Source organism: Sphingomonas sp. R86520 (genome assembly GCF_042466285.1).
Taxonomy (GTDB): Bacteria; Pseudomonadota; Alphaproteobacteria; order Sphingomonadales; family Sphingomonadaceae; genus Sphingomonas.
Genome location: NZ_JAXHBZ010000001.1, coordinates 4,215,508 through 4,235,441 on the forward strand (window position 1 = coordinate 4,215,508; position 19,934 = coordinate 4,235,441).

Consider the following 19,934-nt stretch of genomic DNA (forward strand, 5'->3'; position numbering starts at 1 on the left):
GGGCTTTGTCACGGTGTTTGCGAGGTCGGTTTGACGATTGGGTAATGCCTGTGGCGCTTTCGCAACAGACCAATTCATACACTTGAAGATCGCGACCTGCGGGCGGATCGTGGGCAGCGCGCCGCTCGGGCGGTTGCCTCGCGCGGGGCCGCGTCCTAGAGCCGCCGGACTGCTTTTTTACAGATCGAACCCGGCTGCCCATGATCCTGTCCCGCTACGAACGGATGATAGCCCGTCGCTATCTGCTGCCGGGCAAGGGTGAGGCGTTCATCTTCCTCGTTGCCTCGATCAGCCTGGTGGCGGTGATGCTCGGCGTCGCTGCGCTGGTGATCGTGATGAGCGTGATGAACGGCTTCCGCGCCGAGCTGTTCGACAAGATCGTCGGATTGAACGGCCATGCGGTGGTCCAGCCGGTCGGCGGCCGGATGCCCGACTGGCGCGAGATCGTCGCGCAGGCGCGCGCGACCCCGGGCGTGACGTCGGCCGTGCCGCTGATCGAACAGCCGCTCGCCGCCACCTATAACGGTCGCGCGGAGGCGGTGCTGGTGCGCGGCATGCGCGTCGACGACATCCGTCGCAATTCGACCATCCACGACAAGGTGTTGATGGGCTCGCTCCAGTCGATCACGCAAGGCAGCGGCCGGATCGCGATCGGTTCGCGGCTCGCCGAATCGCTTGGCGCGCAGGTCGGTTCGGAGATTTCGCTGTTCAGCCCGCAAGGCCAGACGACGCCGTTCGGCACGGTCCCGCGGATCGTCAGCTACACGGTCGGCGCGATCTTCGAGATCGGCGTCTACGACTATGACAAGGCGTACATCATCATGCCGATCGAGGACGCGCAGACGCTCCTCCTGATGGGCGACGCGGCCGGCATGGTCGAGATCAAGACAAGCGATGCGGACAAGGTTGGCGAGATCCTCAAGCCACTCGCGGATAAGATCGGCGGCAACGCGGTGATCGCCGATTGGCGGACGATGAACGCGCAATTGTTCGAGGCGCTCGCGGTCGAGCGCGTCGCGATGTTCACCGTGCTGTCGATCATCATCCTGGTCGCGGTGTTCAACATCCTGTCGTCGCTGATCATGCTGGTCCGCGCCAAGACCCGCGACATTGCGATCCTGCGGACGATGGGCGCGACGCGCGGCTCGATGATGCGGATCTTCATCGTTGTCGGCACCACCATCGGTGCGCTCGGCACGGTTGCGGGCCTCGTGCTCGGCTTCATCTTCCTGTTCTACCGACAGGGCGTGGTGAACTTCGTCCAGCTCGTCACCGGCCAAAACCTGTGGGATCCGTCGATCCGTTACCTGACCGAACTCCCGTCGAAGACCGACCCCGTCGAGATCATCGTGATCGCGCTGATGGCGCTCATCTTCAGCTTCCTCGCAACGCTTTATCCGGCCTGGAAAGCGGCGAGTACCGACCCCGTGCAGGTGCTGCGTTATGAATGAAGGCCTCAGGATCGATCGCCAGATCGAGAAGTTCGACGATTACGTCCTGCAGACGAGCGGACTGACCAAGAGCTTCACGCAGGGCGGCGCGACGATCGACGTGCTGCGCGGCGTCGACCTCGCGATCGCACCGGGCGAGATCGTCGCGCTGCTCGGGCCGTCGGGCTCGGGCAAGTCCACGCTCTTGCAAGCCGTGGGCCTGCTTGAGGGCGGCTTCCAGGGATCGATCAGGATCGCCGGCACGGAGGCGGCCAAGCTCAACGCGCCTGAGCGGACCGTGGTGCGCCGCGACAGCCTCGGCTTCGTCTACCAGTTCCACCACCTCCTGCCGGACTTCAACGCGACCGAGAACGTCGTCCTCCCGCAACTCGTCCACGGCGCGACGCGGATCGAGGCGGACCGGCGCGCAGCGGAATTGCTGACCCAACTCGGCCTCGGCCACCGCCTGACGCACCGCCCAAGCCAGCTCTCCGGCGGCGAGCAACAGCGCGTCGCGGTCGCCCGTGCGCTCGCCAACAAGCCAGCCCTGGTGCTCGCAGACGAACCGACGGGTAACCTCGACGAACACACCGCCGACATCGTCTTCGCCGAGTTCATCCGCCTGGTCCGCGAACAGGGCACCGCGGCGGTGGTAGCCACGCACAACGAGCGGCTCGCGGCCCGCATGGACCGCGTACTGCGACTGCACGAGGGGCGGCTGGCGTGACCTGGGGCGAGACGCCGACGCTGACCGGGCGTCACGTCACGCTCCGCCCGCTGGTTGCCGACGACATGGACGCGCTGGTCGCGGCGGCGGCGGCGGACAACCTTTGGGACACGTTCTACGCTAACGTCGCGATGATGAAGGCGCCGGATCGCTGGCTCGCCGCGGCGTTGCGCGAGCAGGACTTCGGCCGTGCGCGACTGTTCGCGGTGGTGGCCAGCGGGACCGTCGTCGGCACCACGCGCTTCATGCGGATGAACGAGCCGAACAAGCGACTCGAAATCGGCGGCACCTTCTACGCCAAATTCGTACAGCGCACCGGCGTCAACACCGAAGCCAAGCTGATGTTGCTGACCCACGCGTTCGACGTCCTCGACTGCGAATGCGTCCAGATCCGCACGGACTCGCTCAACAAGAACTCCCAGCGCGCGATCGAACGCTTGGGCGCCAAGCGCGACGGCGTGCTCCGCGGGCATCAGGTGATGGCCGACGGCCGCTTGCGCGACACGGTGGTCTACAGCATCCTCCGGCACGAATGGCCGGGCGTGCGTCAGAACCTGGCGTATCTGCTGGCCCGACACCCCGCCTGACTGGAGGACCGCCCATGACCGCGATCACCGACTTCACCGTAAAGACCGCTGACGGCTCCGCTGCGTCACTGGAACCCTATCGCGGCAAGGTGCTGCTGATCGTCAACACCGCCTCGAAATGCGGTTTCACCCCGCAGTACGAGGGACTCGAAGCACTCCACCGCGACTATGCCGAGCGCGGGTTCGAAGTGCTGGCGTTCCCCTGCAACCAGTTCGGCGGGCAGGAGCCGGGCGATGCGGCGGAGATCGCGAACTTCTGCACGCTGACGTATGACGTGACGTTCCCGGTCTTCGCGAAGATCGACGTCAACGGGGCAGGGGCGGACCCATTGTTCGAGCAGTTGAAGTCCGATGCGCCGGGCGTACTGGGGTCGAAGGCGATCAAGTGGAACTTCACCAAATTCCTGGTCGGTCGCGACGGTACGGTGCTCGATCGCTACGCCCCGACCACCAAGCCCGAGGACATCCGCAAGGATATCGAGAAACTGCTCTAGCGCTTCAACCTACTGCAGCACACTTTCACCGCCACCCCGGCGAAGGCCGGGGCCCAATTGGGGAACGGCGGTAAAGACCGCTGTGCTTCGTTACTGCAACCTCTCCAATTGGGCCCCGGCCTTCGCCGGGGTGGTGCTTGAGGGGATAAGCTGGCGCATCCCGACATACCTTGTTCCCCCGCGAAGGCGGGGGCCCAGACTGGACTCCCGCCTTCGCGGGAGAACAATCTCAAACCGAAAACGCCGGCGCCCCCTTTTTATTCGCCAGCGCCGACGCCACCGAAGCCACCCCACCAAACAGGAAGCTGATCCCCAAAACATACCCCGGCAGCGTCAACGCCGACCAAGGCAGCGTCGCCAGCACGATCACCGCCAGCAATATATTCACCACCCCCAGCGCAATCATCAGCCCCTTGCCTCGCCGAAACCGCGACCCGAGCCCAATCTCCAACGCCCCACGCACACCAAGCCAAACCGCAATCAGCAACGTCAGCGATATCGCTCCCGTCACCGGCTCGAACGCCATGATCAACCCGATCACCAGCGACACCAGTCCAAACCCGATCGCATAACCGCGCCCCTCATGCCCCTTGCCGGCAAGCCCCGACACGATCGACACGATCCCGGCGGCAATCAGAAACACCCCGATCACCAGGGTCGCGGCATAGGTCGCGGAAAACGGTGACGCGAACGCCATGATCCCGAGCACCACCGACAGCACGCCGTAAGCCAGGATCCACCCCCAACCAGCGCCAGCACGCGGCGTCCCTGCAGCCGTGGTTTCGGTATCGGCAAAGTGCCCGCGTGGATCGGTCATGAACAATGCTCCCAGAAGTCCCCGCCGCAACGGCTCGTCGTGTCCGCGGTTCCGATCGGACTCATCCCGTCTGGTCGAATCACGCCACAGCGCCTACCTCCTGTCGATGCATTCCGGTTACGTCCCCCTCCGCGTTTTCTCCTGCTACACCATGCTCGACGGCGCCATCGATCCCAAGGCGATCGCCAAGCAGGCGCGCGCATTGGGCTTCCCCGCCGCCGCGCTGACCGATCGCAACGGGCTCTACGCAGCGATGGCCTATTCGGACGCCGCCAAGAAGGATGGCGTCCAGCCGATCATCGGCGTCATGCTCGGCGTCGGGCGCCCCGACATGCCCGACGGCGTCGCTTCGCAGTTCGACTGGCTCGCGCTCTATGCGCAGACCATGACCGGCTACGACAACCTCTGCGCGCTCGTCTCGATGGCGCATCTCGACCGCCCGATCGAGATGCCCGCGCATGTCGATTTCGCCGCGCTCGAACGCCACACCGACGGCCTGATCGCCTTGACCGCAGGCGGCGAAGGCGGTCTCGCCCGGCTGTTCGCGGAAGGCCAGCCCGACCGCGCGCGCGCCTATCTCGACCGCCTCCAAGGGCTGTTCGGCGATCGCCTCTACATCGAACTCTCCCGCCGCAATGACGCGGTCGAGACGGCGACCGAGACCGACCTCATCGACATCGCCTATGAGCGCAACCTGCCGCTCGTCGCGACCAACCCGTGCTGCTTCACCGAGAGCGCGTTCGGCGACGCGCACGACGCCATGCTCTGCATCGCGCACTCGACCTATGTCGAGACCGAGGACCGCATCCGCAGCTGCCCCGAAGCCTGGATGAAGCCCGCGCCGGTGATGCACGAGATGTTCGCCGACCTGCCCGAGGCGATCGCCAACACGCTCGTCGTCGCACAACGCTGCGCAGTGATGGCGCCGTACCGCAAACCGATCCTCCCCAGCCTCGCCGGCGATATCGAGGGCGAGGCTAAGCTGCTCCGCGACGACGCCGAAGCGGGCCTGGAAGCACGCCTCGCCCGCATCACCGCGCTGCACGGCGAAGGCGAGGATGGCTGGCGCGACGTTTACCGCAAGCGCCTCGCGTTCGAGGTCGACGTGATCGTCCAGATGGGCTTTCCCGGCTATTTCCTGATCGTCGCCGACTTCATCAAATGGGCGAAGGACCACGACATACCGGTCGGCCCGGGCCGTGGTTCGGGCGCAGGCTCGGTCGTCGCCTGGTCGTTGACCATCACCGACCTGGACCCGATCAAACTGGGCCTGCTGTTCGAGCGTTTCCTGAACCCGGAACGCGTGTCGATGCCCGATTTCGACATCGATTTCTGCGAAACCCGGCGCGTGGAGGTGATCCGCTACGTCCAGGAAAAATACGGCCGCGATCAGGTCGCGCAGATCATCACCTTCGGAAAACTGAAGGCGCGTGCGGTGCTCAAGGACACCGGCCGCGTGCTGCAGATGAGCTACGGCCAGATCGATCGCCTCGCCAAGCTCGTGCCGAACCACCCGACCGATCCGTGGACGCTGGAGCGCGCGCTGAACGGCGTCGGCGAACTGGCCAAGGAATACGCCAACGACAACAGCGTGCGAAAGCTGCTCGATCTGGCGATGAAGCTGGAGGGCCTGCCGCGCCACTCGTCGACGCATGCCGCCGGCGTGGTGATCGGCGACCGCCCGCTCGCCCAGCTCGTCCCGCTGTATCGCGACCCACGCTCCGACATGCCCGTCACGCAGTTCGACATGAAATATGTCGAGGGCGCCGGCCTCGTGAAGTTCGATTTTCTCGGGCTGAAGACGCTGTCGGTGTTGCAAAAGGCGTTGCAGATGCTCGCCAAGCGGGGCGTAATCGTCGATCTCGATGCGCTCGAATGGGACGACACCGGCGTGTACGCCCTGCTCCAGCGCGGCGACACGGTCGGCGTGTTCCAGCTCGAGTCGGAGGGCATGCGTCGCACGCTGTCGGCCGTCCGCCCGTCCAATTTCGGCGACATCATCGCGCTCGTGTCGCTCTATCGACCGGGCCCGATGGACAACATCCCGTCGTTCGGCCGCCGCAAGAACGGCACCGAGGCGATCGACTATCCGCACGCGCTGCTCGAACCGATCCTGTCGGAGACCTACGGGATTTTCGTCTACCAGGAACAGGTCATGCAGGCCGCGCAGGTTCTTGCCGGCTTCTCGCTCGGCGGCGCCGATCTGCTGCGCCGCGCGATGGGCAAGAAGGTGAAGGCCGAGATGGACGCGCAGCGCGCGGGCTTCGTCGAGGGCTGCCTGAGCGTCAACGGCATCAAGAAGGCCGAGGCGAACGCGCTGTTCGACTTGATCGACAAGTTCGCCGGCTACGGCTTCAACAAGAGCCACGCCGCCGCCTATGCACTGCTCGCGTACCAGACTGCGTGGCTGAAGGCGCACCACCCGCACGAATTCTTCGCCGCCTCGATGTGCTACGACCTGCACCAGACCGACAAGCTCGCGATCTTCACCGACGACATGCGCCGGCTGGGAATCACGTCGCTGCCGCCGTGCATCAACGCGAGCCAGGCCGAGTTCGATGTCGAGGTTCTGCCTGACGTCGAACTAGCGCCCGAACCAGAAGCTTGTTCACCCGCGAAGGCGGGTGCCCAGTCTGGGCCCCCGCCTTCGCGGGGGAACAATCTGGCGGTGCGATATGCGCTAGGCGCTCTCAAGAGCGTCGGCGAAGGCGCGATGGAAAAGCTGATCGTCGAGCGCGTCCAGAACGGCCCGTTCGCCGGCCTCGACGATCTCGCCAAGCGAGTCGACCCGCGCCTCCTCAACAAGCGCCAGCTCGAGACGCTCGCCGCCGCCGGTGCCTTCGACGGCCTCGACCAGAACCGCGCCGGCATCCACGCCACCGCCGAGACGATCCTCGCGATCGCCGCGCGCACGCACGAGCAGAAGACCAGCGGGCAGGGCGGCTTGTTCGGTGACGCCGAACCCGCGGGCGACGCGATCAAGCTCCCCCCCTCGGTTCGCTGGACGCTCAGCCAGCGCATGGACCAGGAGAAGGAGGCGTTCGGCTTCTATTTCTCCGCGCACCCGGTCGATCGCCACCGTCACATCGCGGTCAGCCACGGCGCCCGCGCCTACACCGCGCTGTCCGAACTCAACATCCCCGACGACGGCAGCCGCGCCGGCGCGACGATGGCGGTGCTGGTCGAGGACGCCCGCTACCGCACCTCCGCGCGCGGCAAGCGCTTCATGATGGCGCAATGCTCCGACGCCAGCGGCCAGTTCATGGCGACCTGCTTCGACGAACAGGTTTCGCGAGACCTCGAAGAGGCGGCAAAGGCCGGCGGCTGCGGGCTCATCACCGTCGAGCTCGATCGCAAGCCCGGAGAGGACACGCCGCGCGTCAGCATCAAGCGCATCCAGCCATTCGAGGGCCTCGCCAACCTCGCACGCTTCCAGGTGGTCGTGACGATCTCCGACATGACCGCGTTCGCAGGCCTCGCCTCGCTGCTCGCCGATCATCGCGGCGCGCGCGGCGAGGTTCGCGTGCGCGCGCCAATGCCCGATGGCGAAGTCTGCATCCTGCTCGGCCGCGACTTCCTGCTCGACGGAGAGCTTGTCGAGCACATCGAGTCGTTGCACGGTGTCGCCAAGGTGGAGATGAAGACCTCGGAAACGAGGCTCGCTCTGGTCGGATAACGAGCTTGGGAGAGCGAGAATGCTTGGTGGAATGCAGGATTTCGAGCTTCGTGTTCCCCGCCTGATAGACCACGCGGCGCGCGAACACGGGGCTAGGGAGCTAGTCAGCTACTGGGCCGACGGCCGCGAGACCCGCACCAACTGGGCGGGCGTATCCCGCGACGCCCGTAAGCTCGCGCAGGCGCTTGAGAAATTAGGCGTAGCCCCCGGCGACCGGGTTGCGACGCTGGCCATGAACCACGCGCACCACCTCGTCGCCTGGTACGGCGCGATCGGCATGGGCGGCGTGATCCACACGATCAACCCGCGCCTGTTCGACGAGCAGCTCGTCTACATCGCCAACCACGCCGAAGACCGCGTGATGCTCTACGACAAGGCGTTCCAACCGATAGTCGATCGCCTCCGCGGCCAATGGCCCAGCATCCGCCACTATGTCTGCTTCGACGATCTCGGCCCCGACGGCTTCCAAGCGCTGCTCGACGCCGAAGATGATGCCTACGACTGGGTCGAAGGACCGGAGCGCGACCCCTGCATGCTGTGCTACACCAGCGGCACCACCGGCAATCCGAAAGGCGTGCTCTACACCCACCGTTCGACGATGATCCACGCAATGGCCGAGGTTGCCCCTTGGGTTTTCGATCTCTCGCCAAACGCCGTAGTGCTTCCGGTCGTGCCCATGTTCCACGCCGCCGCCTGGGGCCTGCCGTTCGCCTGCGCGCTGTCGGGGGCCAAGGTCGTGTATTCCGCGGTCAACGATCCCGCCGTGCTGTGCCGCCTGATGAACGACGAGAAGGTGACGCATTCCGCCGGCGTGCCGACCGTCTGGCTGGCGATGTTCGGCCACATGGACGCCTCGGGCGATGCGCCGCGGCACCTGAGGCAGGTGACGATCGGCGGCTCGGCAGCCCCCCGCGCGATGATCGAGCGGATCATGGGGCTCGGCGTCACCGTCAAGCACCTGTGGGGCATGACCGAGACCTCCCCGATCGGCACCGCCGGCTTCGCGCCGCCGCACTGGGACGACATGAGTCACGACGAAAAGCTCGATCTGGTCGGCAAGCAGGGCAGCGTCCCCTTCGGCATCGAACTGCGCATCATCGACGACGAAGGCGCTGTCTTGGCTCGCGATGGCCAGATCGCCGGCCGGTTACAGGTGAGGGGCCCCTGGGTAGTCCAACGCTATTTCGGCGCCGACGAAGACGCGGTCGACGGTGAAGGCTGGTTCGACACCGGCGACGTCGCGATGCTCCACGCCGACGGCACGATGCAGATCACCGACCGCTCGAAGGACGTCATCAAGTCCGGCGGCGAATGGATCAGCTCGGTCGACCTGGAGAACGCCGCGGTCGGCTGCCCTGGAGTCGCTGAGGCGGCCGCGATCGGCATCCACCACCCCAAATGGGACGAACGCCCGCTGCTTCTGGTCGTCCGCAAGCCCGGCAGCGAGGTAACCGAACAGGCGATCCTCGACCACCTGTCGAAGCACGTCGCCAAATGGTGGCTCCCCGACGCGATCGTGTTCGTCGACGACCTGCCGCACACCGCCACGGGCAAGCTACTGAAAACCGCCCTCCGCGAACGCTTCAAGGACTTCGCGCTGGCGGCTTAGCCGCGAGCGGAACTAGCGGCGACCAGTCCCCCAATCCGTCATCCCAGCGAAAGCTGGGATCTCCCGGTTCAAGCCCCACCCTTCGCAACAGGAAGATCCCGACTTTCGCTGGGATGACGCGAGGGGCGGCAGACGACCGGACCGAACGTCCGTCCGTCCGAGACGCCACTCCGACAGCTCATACTTCCTTGTTCTCCCGCGAAGGCGGGAGCCCAGTCTGGGTCCCCGCCTCCGCCGGGAAACACGCTTACTCTGCCCGACGATACGTCCGCTCACCCCATCATTTCGCACTTGCACAATCCCCACGATCCAGCGAGCTTGTCCCCCATGACAGCGGCCCCTCCGATCATCCGAACCGGCGCGAACGAAACCAACGCCGTCACGCTGCCCGCACGGCCCGAAGCGCTCCGCCTCGACCCAACCGAAACCGCGGTCGTCGTGATCGACATGCAGAACGCCTACGCCTCCCCCGGCGGCTACGTCGACACCGCCGGCTTCGACATCGCAGGCTCAGCCGGCACCATCGCGCAGATCGCCAAGGTCCTCGACACCGCCCGCGTCGCGGCCATGCCCGTCGTCTTCCTCCAGAACGGCTGGGACCCCGACTATGTCGAGGCTGGCGGCCCCGGCTCGCCCAACTGGCACAAGTCCAACGCGCTCAAGACCATGCGCGCCCGCCCCGAGCTCCAAGGCCAGTTCCTCGCCCGCGGCGGCTGGGACTACGAAATCGTCGACGCGCTCAAACCGGAACCCGGCGACATCCGTGTCCACAAGACCCGCTACAGCGCGTTCTTCAACTCACAGCTCGACAGCATCCTGCGCTCGCGCGGCATCCGCAACATCGTCTTCGTCGGCATCGCCACCAACGTCTGCGTCGAGAGCACGCTGCGCGACGGCTTCCACCTCGAATATTTCGGCGTAATGCTGGAGGACGCAACGCACCATCTCGGCCCACCCGAGATGCAGGCCGCCACCGTCTACAACGTCGAGAAGTTCTTCGGCTGGGTCAGCACCGTCGGCGATTTTTGCGGAAGCTTTGGGCAGTTGCCGAAGTGACCAACACCCTTCTGTTCCCTCGCGAACGCGGGGGCCCAGGAATCACGAACGACAACGCCTGCGACCCTGGACCCCCGCCTTCGCGGGGGGAACGGGCTAGAGCGACGTAACCAGAGGGATCATCATGCCGTTCGAAGCCATCAATCCACCTCAGTTCCCCACCCCGATCGCGCCGTATTCCGCAGGTGCGAAGGCCGGCAACACCGTCTACGTCTCGGGCGTGCTGGCACTGGGCGAAGGCGGCACGGTCCTCCACCCAGGCGACGCCGCCGCCCAAACGCGCGCCGTGCTCGAGACCATCAAGACCACCCTCGAAGCGGCCGGCGCAACGCTCGCCGATGTCGCCTTCAACCATATCTTCCTCAAGGACCTCGCCGACTACGCCGCCTTCAACACGGTCTACGCCGAGTATTTCCCCGGCCCCAAACCCGCGCGCTACTGCATCAAGACCGAGCTCGTGAAGCCCGAGTGCCTCGTCGAGATCGCCAGCATCGCCCACCTCGCCTGATGGGGATCGCAGGCGGCATTCACTGGGAGGAACACGGCCAGCCCGACGGCCCCGCGATCCTCCTGTCGAGCGGCCTCGGCGGTTCGGGCAGCTACTGGCAGCCGAACCTTGCAGCCCTTGGCGCCGGCCACCGCGTCATCACCTACGACCACCGCGGCACCGGGCGCTCCGACGCCCACGTCCCCGGCGACCTGACCGTCGAGGCGATGGCCGCCGACGTCGTCGCGCTCATGGACGCGATCGGGCTCGAGAGCTGCACCTTCATCGGCCACGCGCTCGGCGGTCATATCGGCCTCGCGCTCGCACTGACGGCACCCGAACGGCTCGAACGCCTCGTCGTCATCAACGGCTGGGCCAAGCTCGACCCGCACACCGCGCGCTGCTTCGACACCCGCCTCGCGCTGCTGCGCGACAGCGGCGCACGTGCATACCTCCACGCGCAACCGCTATTTCTCTACCCACCGCAGTGGATCTCCGACCACCACGACCGGTTGCAGGACGAGGAAGAGGCGATGCTCGCGCATTTCCCCGGCGCGGAGATGATCCAGCGGCGCGTGGCGGCGGTCCGCCGGTTCAACATCGCCGGCCGGCTCGACGAGATCCGCGTGCCGACGCTGCTGGTCGCGTCCGACGACGACATGCTCGTGCCGCCGTCGGCTTCGGAAAAGCTCGCCGCCGGTATCCCCGACGCGCAGCTTGCGCGAATGGCGGCAGGGGCGCACGCCTGCAACGTCACCCGCGCGGAGCATTTCAACATGTGGCTGCTCGACTGGCTCGACGGCGAATAGGAGCAGCATATGCAGGTCGGCGTCTTCGTGCCCATCAACAACAATGGCTGGCTGATCAGCGAGAACGCGCCGCAATACAAACCGAGCTTCGACCTCAACAAGGCGATCGCGCAGGCCGCCGAGAAGCACGGGCTCGATTTCCTGCTGTCGATGATCAAGCTGCGCGGGTTCGGCGGCAAGACCGAATTCTGGGATTACGGACTGGAGAGCTTCACGCTGATGGCCGGGCTCGCCGCGGTCACCGAGAAGATCAAGATCTACGCGACCTGCGCCACGCTGCTCGTGCCCCCCGCCTACGCCGCGCGGATGTGCAACACGATCGACTCGATCAGCCACGGGCGGTTCGGCCTCAACCTCATCACCGGCTGGCAGCCACCCGAATACACGCAGATGGGGATGTGGCCCGGCGACGAGCATTTCCGCAACCGCTACACGATGCTCGACGAATACGCGCACATCCTGCGCGAGTTGTGGGAGGAGGGAACGTCCGACTTCAAGGGCGACTATTACCAGATGACCGACTGCCGCGTCTGGCCCAAGCCGACCGGCGACATGAACATCATCTGCGCCGGATCGTCCGACGACGGCTTGGCGTTCTCGGCAAAATGGGCGGACTACGCGTTTTGTCTGGGGAAGGGCGTCAACACCCCGACTGCCTTCTCGGCCAATAACGAGCGCCTTGCCGTCGCCACCGCCAAGACCGGCCGCGACGTGCAGATCTTCGTCCTGATCATGATCATCGCCGCCGAAACCGACGACGAGGCGATGGCGAAGTGGCAGCATTACAATGCCGGCGTCGACGTCGACGCGATCGCCTGGCTGATGGATCAGGGTGCGAAGGACACGCACAACACCGACACCAACGTCCGCCAGCTCGCCGCTCCCGAGGGCGCGGTCAACATCAACATGGGCACGCTGGTGGGCTCGTACGAAAGCGTCGCCCGCATGCTCGACGAGATGGCCGCGGTCCCCAACACCGGCGGCGTCCTGCTGACCTTCGACGACTTCCTGGAGGGCGTCGAGGCGTTCGGGACCCGGATCCAGCCGCTAATGAAGAGTCGCGAAGGCATTCGACCCTAACGTCCGCGATCCTCTAACGTCCGCTATCCCGCCGGCCCGTCCTAACCTATCGCCGCCTCCGGCGTCTCTCCCTCTCCCATCGGGAGAGGGAAGGGGCCCGCGGCGTCTTCGCCGTGGGAAGGGTGAGGGCACGGCGCCGCCGAGGATAACGCGCGCGCATGACCGAGCTATCATCGCGAAATAGAGCACCACCCCGGCGAAGGCCGGGGCCCAATTAGGAAACGATGATAACGGAGGGCAGCGCTCCGTTACGACCACCTGTCCACTTGGGCCCCGGCCTCCGCCGGGGTGGCGGTGGTTGGGGTAAACAGCCGCGACCCAACCCTGTTTCCCCGCGAAGGCGGGGACCCAGACCGGGCACGCCTTCGCGGGAGAACAACGCCGCGCGTGCCGATCCCACAGCGTTAGCTCACCGCGTCACACCGCCCGAGGCGTCCGCTTAGCCTTCCTGATCCGCGGCTCGACAATCATGTCCGCCGCCTTCTTGATCTCCTGCCGCAACTCATCCCGCTTCTCATGGATCGAAGCGATCACCGGCCCCATCGCCACGCCAAGATCGACCAGCACCGCCTCCGCCAACTGCAGCGAACTCTCCAAGGTCTCAGGCACCGCATCCGTGACGCCCGCCCGGTACAACTCCGCCGCATGCGCCGTGTCCCGGGCACGCGCCACGATCGGCAAGTCCGGTGCCAGAGCCCGTACCCGCCGCGCCAGCCGCACCGTCAGTACCGGGTCGTCCATCGTCAGGATCAGCGCCTTCGCGGTATGCAGCTTCAACCGATCGACCAGCTCCGCCCGCGCCACGTCGCCGAACAGCACCGGGTGCCCCTGGGCCCGCGCGGCCTCGACCGAATCGATATCAGCCTCGACCGCGACATATTTCTGCCCGTGGACCGCCAGCATATCCGCAACCATCCGCCCGACCCGGCCGAAGCCGATCACGACCGTACCCGGCCCATCGTCATCGATCTCGACATCGCCCGCATCCGCACCCGACCGGCTTTCCAACTGCCGCGACACGGTCCGCCCCAGCTTCGCCAGCAACGGCGTGATCGTCAGCCCGATCGCGGTGACGGTCTGCCAGAACGCGGCCGTCGACGGCAGGATCAGCTGCGCCTGCGCGGCGGTGGCGAGTACGATCAGCGTCGTCTCGGACGGACTGCCCATCAGCAGGCCCGTTTCGGCCGCGACCCCGCGACGCGAATTGGCGACCCGCAGGAACAGGAACGTCACCACGGCCTTCGTCGCGACCACGCCGGTCACGGCAAGCAGCAGCGACGGCCAGTTCTGCGCGATCAGCCGCAGGTCGAGGCTCATGCCGACGGTAATCAGGAACACGCCGAGCGCGAGCCCCTTGAACGGCGCAGTGATGACCTCGACCTCGCTATGATATTCGGTCTCGGCGATCAGCAGCCCGGCAAGCAAGGCACCGACGATCGGCGACAGCCCGGCGGCAGTCGTCGCGACGCTGGCGACGATCACCACCAGCAGCGATGCGGCGAGGAACAGTTCCGGGCTCTTGGTCCGCGCGGCCTGACCGAACAGGCGGGGGAGAACGAGACGTCCGCCGACATACATCGCCACCACCGTCAGGCCACCGCGCAACGCGACGCCGGCAATCCCCTGCCACCCAGCGTCGCTAGCCGTCGGTGCCAGCGCACCGAGCACGAAGATGATCGGGACCAACGCCAGATCCTCGAACAGCAGCATCGCGAATGCACCGCGCCCCACCGCTCCGGTCGTGCCGACCAGGGGAAGGACCAGTGCGGTGGAGGATAATGCGAGCGCAAACCCGAGCCCGATCGCGCCGGCCCATTCCTGGCCGATGAAGTGCAGGGCCGTGCCGATGATCAGCGCGGAGCCGATCAGTTCGGCGGCACCGGTGCCGAACACCAGACGCTTCATCGACCACAACCGCCGGAACGACAGTTCGAGGCCGATCGAGAACAGCAGCAGGATGATGCCGAACTCGGCGAACGGTTCGATCGATTCCGGGTTCGATATGGTCAGGTAATAGAGCCACGGCGCAGAACCGGTGAGCGAGCCGAGACCCGCGGGGCCAACCAGCAGGCCGACCAGGATGAAACCGATGACCGGGCTTACCCGGAACCGCGCAAAGGCGGGAATGACGAGCCCGGCAGCACCGAGAATGACGAGCGCGTCGCTGAAACCTTGATTATCGAGCCGTAATGCCATGAAGGCGATCTTAAGGACGCTGCCGCATTTGTCAGGTGGTTATCCACATCAGGGAAACGACGCGCCTGCCGCTTGACCGTGTCGCGTTCGTTTGTCGAACGCGAGATCGAGGGTTCTAGTCTTGGCCAGCACCTGCATCCCGGCGGCGTTCGCCGTTTGGCACGTGGCCGATTTGATCGCATCGGCGAGCTGGGCACGCGCCGAATAGGCGTTAGCCAGATGCGTGGTCTCGTGCGTCTCCAGGTCCCGGATGTACGCGTCCCAGCGCTTGCGCGCCGTGCTCGATAGTGTGGCGTCTGCGGCAAGCCTGGGCAGCAGCATCGTCGCCGTAAATGTCACTTCGGCACGGCTCAAATCGCAGCCGTCTTTGCCGGTGCCGGGCCACCGCCATGCGTAGTGGGAACTGGTCAGCGCATCGACGCGAAGCCCGTCGTTCGGGTCGGTCGGGCGGCTCTTGTCGATCGCTGCGCGAACCTGATCCGCGTTGCTGCCCGTGACATCGTAATAGGAGCGTGTGACGCCGGGTATGCTCGCAAGGGGAGCTTGTGCCGCTATGGCGACGGCAAAGCCCATACCGCAGAGCCACGGCACGATGTGTCTAGCGCGCAATCCAATCCCCCGATGGGAGCCCAGCGGCCCATGTCCGCCGGTACTCCCATTTACGCTGCGCGACGGATCAGGCCCAGTTGGCCATTTCCGTTTCGAGGTTCGACCGCACCTGCTCGAAGAACTGCTCGGTCGTCATCCAGGGCTGGTCTGGGCCGATCAGGATCGCGAGATCCTTGGTCATGTGGCCGTCTTCCACCGTTTTGATGCAGACACGCTCGAGCGTCTCGGCGAACTTGGTGACGTCGGGCGTATCGTCGAACTTGCCGCGATACTTCAGGCCACCGGTCCACGCGAAGATCGACGCGATCGGGTTGGTCGAGGTCGCCTTGCCCTGCTCGTGCATGCGGAAGTGGCGCGTGACGGTGCCGTGCGCCGCTTCGGCCTCGACGGTCTTGCCGTCCGGCGTCAGCAGGATCGAGGTCATCAGGCCGAGCGACCCGAAGCCCTGTGCGACCTGGTCCGACTGGACGTCGCCGTCATAGTTCTTGCAGGCCCAGACGAACTCGCCGTTCCACTTCAGCGCCGATGCGACCATGTCGTCGATCAGGCGATGCTCGTAGACGATGCCGGCTTCCTTGAACTTGTCCTTGAACTCGGCCTCGAAAATCTCGGCGAACAGGTCCTTGAAGCGGCCGTCATAGGCCTTGAGGATCGTGTTCTTGGTCGACAGGTACACCGGCCACTTCAGGTTGAGGCCGTAATGCATCGATGCGCGCGCGAAATCGCGGATCGAATCATCGAGGTTGTACATCGCCATCGCGACGCCCGCCGACGGGAACTGGAACACTTCGCGGTCGATGACCTGGCCGTCGTCGCCTTCGAAGACGAGACGCAGCTTGCCCGGACCCGGGATCAGATAGTCGGTCGCGCGGTACTGATCGCCGAATGCGTGACGGCCGACGACGATCGGGTGGGTCCAGCCCGGGATCAGGCGGGGGACGTTCTTGATCACGATCGGCTCGCGGAAGATGGTGCCGCCGAGGATGTTGCGGATCGTGCCGTTCGGCGACTTCCACATCTTCTTCAGGCCGAACTCGGTCACGCGCTGCTCGTCGGGCGTGATCGTCGCGCACTTCACCGCGACGCCATGCTTCTGCGTGGCGAGCGCGCTGTCGATCGTGACCTGGTCGTCGGTCGCGTCACGATGCTCGACGCCGAGATCGTAATAATCGAGCTGGATATCGAGGTACGGCTTGATCAGGCGCTCGCGAATCCATTCCCAGATGATCCGGGTCATCTCGTCGCCATCGATCTCCACGATCGGATTCTTTACCTTGATCTTCGCCATATCCGGGTCCTTCGGGGGAGGGGTTTGGGGAGCGTCTAGGGGAGCATGCCGCCACGATCAACCACTCGTCCGGCACGTAAAAGCCGGTTCATCGTTGTATCGCGGGTCCTCCACGGATAGACCCGCAGGTTATGGCATCGCTCGACAAGCCGCCCGTCACGACCTCCACGGTCAAATGGCGATTTCCCGCAGTCCATCCGGAGGGCCACAAATACGTCGCGATCGCGGCCGGCATCACGCTGCTGCTGACGATCGTCAGCCACGTGCTGTTCTGGCCGATGGTCGGCGTCGTGATCTGGGTCGCGACGTTCTTTCGCGATCCGATCCGCACGACTCCGCAGGGTGAAGGGTTGATTGTCGCCCCCGCGGACGGGCTGATCACGATGATCCAGCGCGTGCCGATCCCGCGCGAGCTTGCCGGCGAGAACGGTCTCGGCGACGCGCCGCTGGTGCGCGTGTCGATCTTCATGTCGGTGTTCGACGTGCACATTAATCGCACGCCGATCGCGGGCACGATCCGCCAGGTCGTCTATATCTCGGGCAAGTTCCTCAACGCCGATCTCGACAAGGCCAGCGACGAAAACGAGCGCCAGCATTTTGTCGTTGAAGATCGCAACGGCATGCGCATCGGCTTCACCCAAATCGCCGGCCTGGTCGCGCGTCGTATCCTCGGCTTCGTAAAGGCCGGCGACATGGTCGCAGTCGGCCAGCGCATCGGCCTGATCCGGTTCGGCAGCCGCGTCGACGTATACCTGCCCGATCACGTCGTGCCGCAGGTGTGTCTCGGCCAGCGCAGTATCGCGGGCGAAACCGTTCTCGGTCGCGTCGGTGGCGTTCCAGTTGGCGGTATCGCCCAGTGATGGATCGCGACGGGATCGACGACGGTTCAACCGATTTTATCGAAGAGAGAGGCCGGGGGCGGTTCGGTCGCACACGTCGTGCACCGCGCGGACTTCCCCTGCGAGCCGTTGCTCCCAACGCCGTTACCGCGTTAGCCCTGTGTTCAGGCCTGAGCGGCGTACGGTTCGCGATCGGTGGACAATGGGAAAGCGCCGTCGCGATGATCATGGTTGCGGGCGTGCTTGACGGCCTGGATGGTCGGATTGCCCGGATGCTGCACGGTGAAAGCCGGTTCGGTGCCGAGCTCGATTCGCTGTCCGACGCGATCTCGTTCGGCGTCGCGCCTGCGCTGATCGTCTATCTCTGGTCGCTGACGGCGTTGCCGCGCATCGGCTGGATCTGCTCGCTGATCCTCGCCGTGTTCTGCGCGTTGCGTCTTGCCCGCTTCAACGCCAAGATCGACGAGAGCCACCAACCGCACAAGTCGGCGGGCTTCCTAACCGGCGTCCCGGCTCCCGCAGGCGCCGGTTTGGCCCTGATGCCGATGTTTTTCTGGTTCTGGACCGACGAACCCAGGTTCGCGTCGCCGTATTTCGTAGCGCCGTGGGTTGCGTTCGTCGCACTGTTGATGGTGTCGAGTATCGCGACCTATTCGTGGAGTTCGGTCAAACTCCGCAGCAATATCCGGTTCGAGGCCATCGCTCTCGTCGTATTGCTCGGCGCCGCCATCGTGAGCGCGCCGTGGCATACGCTCAGCATCATCTGCGTGGTGTACCTGCTCTCAATGCCGTTCAGCATCGCGAGCTACGCAAAGATCAGGCGGCAGCGTTCCAGCGGCGGGCGGGTACTGGAGCCGACGTCGAAGCCCAGCGCCTGACCGCTATCCGGCGCTCCGCAACGGCCAGCGTGCGGAGTGGCTGGAACGCGGGTTCTACGTTGCCCATCGCGAGACGGACGATACGGTCCCACTGCGGCGCGATCGACGAGACGATCATCATGCCCGCGACCGCGAATGCACCAGCAAAAATCATGAAGCTCAGAACCAACATCACGTCCGCCTTCCTATGAGTTGCGAACAAATTCCTAATATCCGCAAACACTTGGTCAGAAACATCGTTCCACTCGTCGCATTTCGAATCCCGTCGTGCCGGGGTGATTCCGCGCCGAGTCGAACATCTGTTCCCCTCTGAGCCCTTTATGTTCTCATTGCGTTCCATGAGTCAAGCGGGCCTTGTGCGATTGCTTTTCGAATAGAGCCACGCTAAGGGCCGCGCCTCTAACCCCGCATGGGAGGCATCATAGCCCGGTGCGTCACGGTCATTCGGCCACGACGTCATCCGCTTCCCAGAGGCACAACCGGAAGGATATATCCCTATGGCGGCTCCAGTCGTCTCCATGCAGCAGCTCATCGAAACGGGCGCGCATTTCGGCCACCAGACTCATCGGTGGAACCCCAAGATGAAGCCTTACATCTTCGGTGATCGTAACGGCGTCCACATCCTCGACCTTTCGCAGACCGTGCCGCTGTTCGCGCGTGCGCTCGAATTCGTCTCGTCGGCGGTTGCTGGTGGTGGCAAGGTCCTGTTCGTCGGCACCAAGCGCCAAGCGCAGGAGCCCGTCGCTGATGCAGCGCGTCGTTCGGGCCAGCACTTCGTCAACCATCGCTGGTTGGGCGGCATGCTCACCAACTGGAAGACCATCTCGGGTTCGATCAAGCGTCTCAAGACGCTCGAGGAAATGCTGTCGGGCGACACCGTCGGCCTGACCAAGAAGGAAGTCCTCCAGCTTACCCGCGAGAAGGACAAGCTGGAGCTTTCGCTCGGCGGCATCCGCGACATGGGCGGCATTCCCGACGTGATGTTCGTGATCGACGCGAACAAGGAAGAGCTGGCGATCAAGGAAGCCAATACGCTGGGTATTCCCGTCGTCGCGATCCTCGATTCGAACGTGTCGCCGGACGGCATCGCCTTCCCGGTTCCCGCGAACGACGACGCAGCCCGCGCCATCCGCCTGTACTGCGAGGCGATCGCGATCGCAGCGACGCGCGGCGGCCAGGAGCAGCAGCGCCGCACCGGTGCCGACATCGGTGCGATGATCGAGCCGCCAAAGGAAGAGGCGCTGAGCGCAGACCCCGTCGTCGAGGCTTCGGCCGACACGACCGAGACTGCGGCGAACGCCGATATCGCTGCCGAGCTGGCAGCCGAGGGTGAGCGCCAGATCGACGCATAA

General features: G+C 65.2%; 18 protein-coding genes. 13 read left to right on the forward strand and 5 right to left on the reverse strand.

What is annotated here, in order from left to right; all coding sequences use genetic code 11:
* Positions 1-200 precede the first annotated feature (200 nt).
* From SJY41_RS19435 to SJY41_RS19450, 4 genes are read left to right on the forward strand one after another with little or no spacing between them, the layout of a single operon-like run.
* Positions 201-1,451: a lipoprotein-releasing ABC transporter permease subunit gene (locus SJY41_RS19435; protein WP_380783858.1), complete on the forward strand. Its 1,251-nt coding sequence runs from the start codon at positions 201-203 to the stop codon at positions 1,449-1,451.
* Positions 1,444-2,157: an ABC transporter ATP-binding protein gene (locus SJY41_RS19440; RefSeq protein WP_380783859.1), complete on the forward strand. Its 714-nt coding sequence runs from the start codon at positions 1,444-1,446 to the stop codon at positions 2,155-2,157. The genes SJY41_RS19435 and SJY41_RS19440 overlap by 8 nt, the downstream gene beginning before the upstream one ends.
* The gene (locus SJY41_RS19445) at positions 2,154-2,744 is read left to right on the forward strand and encodes a GNAT family N-acetyltransferase (protein ID WP_380783860.1); all 591 of its coding nucleotides are present in this window, start codon (positions 2,154-2,156) and stop codon (positions 2,742-2,744) included. Before SJY41_RS19440 ends, SJY41_RS19445 begins: the two co-directional genes overlap by 4 nt.
* 14 nt (positions 2,745-2,758) lie before the next feature.
* Positions 2,759-3,238, forward strand: a complete 480-nt coding sequence (locus SJY41_RS19450; RefSeq protein ID WP_380783861.1) for a glutathione peroxidase — start codon at positions 2,759-2,761, stop codon at positions 3,236-3,238.
* A gap of 229 nt (positions 3,239-3,467) precedes the next feature.
* On the opposite strand, the gene SJY41_RS19455 is transcribed toward SJY41_RS19450, so the two are convergent.
* Positions 3,468-4,055, reverse strand: a complete 588-nt coding sequence (locus SJY41_RS19455; RefSeq protein WP_380783862.1) for an HdeD family acid-resistance protein — start codon at positions 4,053-4,055, stop codon at positions 3,468-3,470.
* A 151-nt stretch (positions 4,056-4,206) separates the two neighbouring features.
* On the opposite strand from SJY41_RS19455, the gene dnaE reads away from it, so the two are divergent.
* The 6 genes from dnaE (at position 4,207) to rutA (ending at position 12,772) form a co-directional block, all read left to right on the forward strand.
* Positions 4,207-7,731: a DNA polymerase III subunit alpha gene (dnaE, locus tag SJY41_RS19460; RefSeq protein WP_380783863.1), complete on the forward strand. Its 3,525-nt coding sequence runs from the start codon at positions 4,207-4,209 to the stop codon at positions 7,729-7,731.
* A 19-nt stretch (positions 7,732-7,750) separates the two neighbouring features.
* Positions 7,751-9,340, forward strand: coding sequence for a long-chain fatty acid--CoA ligase (locus SJY41_RS19465; protein WP_380783864.1), 1,590 nt, complete (start codon positions 7,751-7,753; stop codon positions 9,338-9,340).
* A gap of 327 nt (positions 9,341-9,667) precedes the next feature.
* The gene (gene rutB / locus SJY41_RS19470) at positions 9,668-10,396 is read left to right on the forward strand and encodes a pyrimidine utilization protein B (RefSeq protein ID WP_380783865.1); all 729 of its coding nucleotides are present in this window, start codon (positions 9,668-9,670) and stop codon (positions 10,394-10,396) included.
* Positions 10,397-10,520: 124 nt separating this feature from the next.
* Entirely contained in the window at positions 10,521-10,904 is a 384-nt protein-coding gene (gene rutC / locus SJY41_RS19475; protein WP_380783867.1) for a pyrimidine utilization protein C, read from the forward strand.
* Entirely contained in the window at positions 10,904-11,692 is a 789-nt protein-coding gene (rutD, locus tag SJY41_RS19480) for a pyrimidine utilization protein D (protein WP_380783868.1), read from the forward strand. Before rutC ends, rutD begins: the two co-directional genes overlap by 1 nt.
* 9 nt (positions 11,693-11,701) lie before the next feature.
* Positions 11,702-12,772: a pyrimidine utilization protein A gene (rutA, locus tag SJY41_RS19485; RefSeq protein ID WP_380783870.1), complete on the forward strand. Its 1,071-nt coding sequence runs from the start codon at positions 11,702-11,704 to the stop codon at positions 12,770-12,772.
* A 417-nt stretch (positions 12,773-13,189) separates the two neighbouring features.
* Here rutA and SJY41_RS19490 read toward each other — a convergent pair whose 3' ends face one another.
* The 3 genes from SJY41_RS19490 to SJY41_RS19500 all read right to left on the reverse strand — a co-directional run bounded on the left by SJY41_RS19490 (position 13,190) and on the right by SJY41_RS19500 (position 16,865).
* Entirely contained in the window at positions 13,190-14,968 is a 1,779-nt protein-coding gene (locus tag SJY41_RS19490) for a cation:proton antiporter (protein WP_380783871.1), read from the reverse strand.
* Between the two features lie 48 nt (positions 14,969-15,016).
* A complete protein-coding gene (locus SJY41_RS19495) occupies positions 15,017-15,541 on the reverse strand; it encodes a DUF922 domain-containing protein (RefSeq protein ID WP_380783873.1) in 525 nt (174 codons plus the stop codon).
* A 103-nt stretch (positions 15,542-15,644) separates the two neighbouring features.
* Positions 15,645-16,865, reverse strand: coding sequence for an NADP-dependent isocitrate dehydrogenase (locus tag SJY41_RS19500; protein ID WP_380783874.1), 1,221 nt, complete (start codon positions 16,863-16,865; stop codon positions 15,645-15,647).
* 131 nt (positions 16,866-16,996) lie between these two features.
* Between SJY41_RS19500 and SJY41_RS19505 the strand changes: the two genes are divergently transcribed.
* Positions 16,997-17,725, forward strand: a complete 729-nt coding sequence (locus SJY41_RS19505; protein ID WP_380783875.1) for a phosphatidylserine decarboxylase — start codon at positions 16,997-16,999, stop codon at positions 17,723-17,725.
* A complete protein-coding gene (locus SJY41_RS19510; RefSeq protein WP_380784197.1) occupies positions 17,725-18,582 on the forward strand; it encodes a CDP-alcohol phosphatidyltransferase family protein in 858 nt (285 codons plus the stop codon). The genes SJY41_RS19505 and SJY41_RS19510 overlap by 1 nt, the downstream gene beginning before the upstream one ends.
* Here the strand turns inward: SJY41_RS19510 and SJY41_RS19515 are convergent.
* Positions 18,521-18,754, reverse strand: coding sequence for a hypothetical protein (locus SJY41_RS19515; protein WP_380783877.1), 234 nt, complete (start codon positions 18,752-18,754; stop codon positions 18,521-18,523). The genes SJY41_RS19510 and SJY41_RS19515 overlap by 62 nt on opposite strands.
* Before the next feature lie 325 nt (positions 18,755-19,079).
* On the opposite strand from SJY41_RS19515, the gene rpsB reads away from it, so the two are divergent.
* Positions 19,080-19,934, forward strand: coding sequence for a 30S ribosomal protein S2 (rpsB, locus tag SJY41_RS19520; RefSeq protein ID WP_056489530.1), 855 nt, complete (start codon positions 19,080-19,082; stop codon positions 19,932-19,934).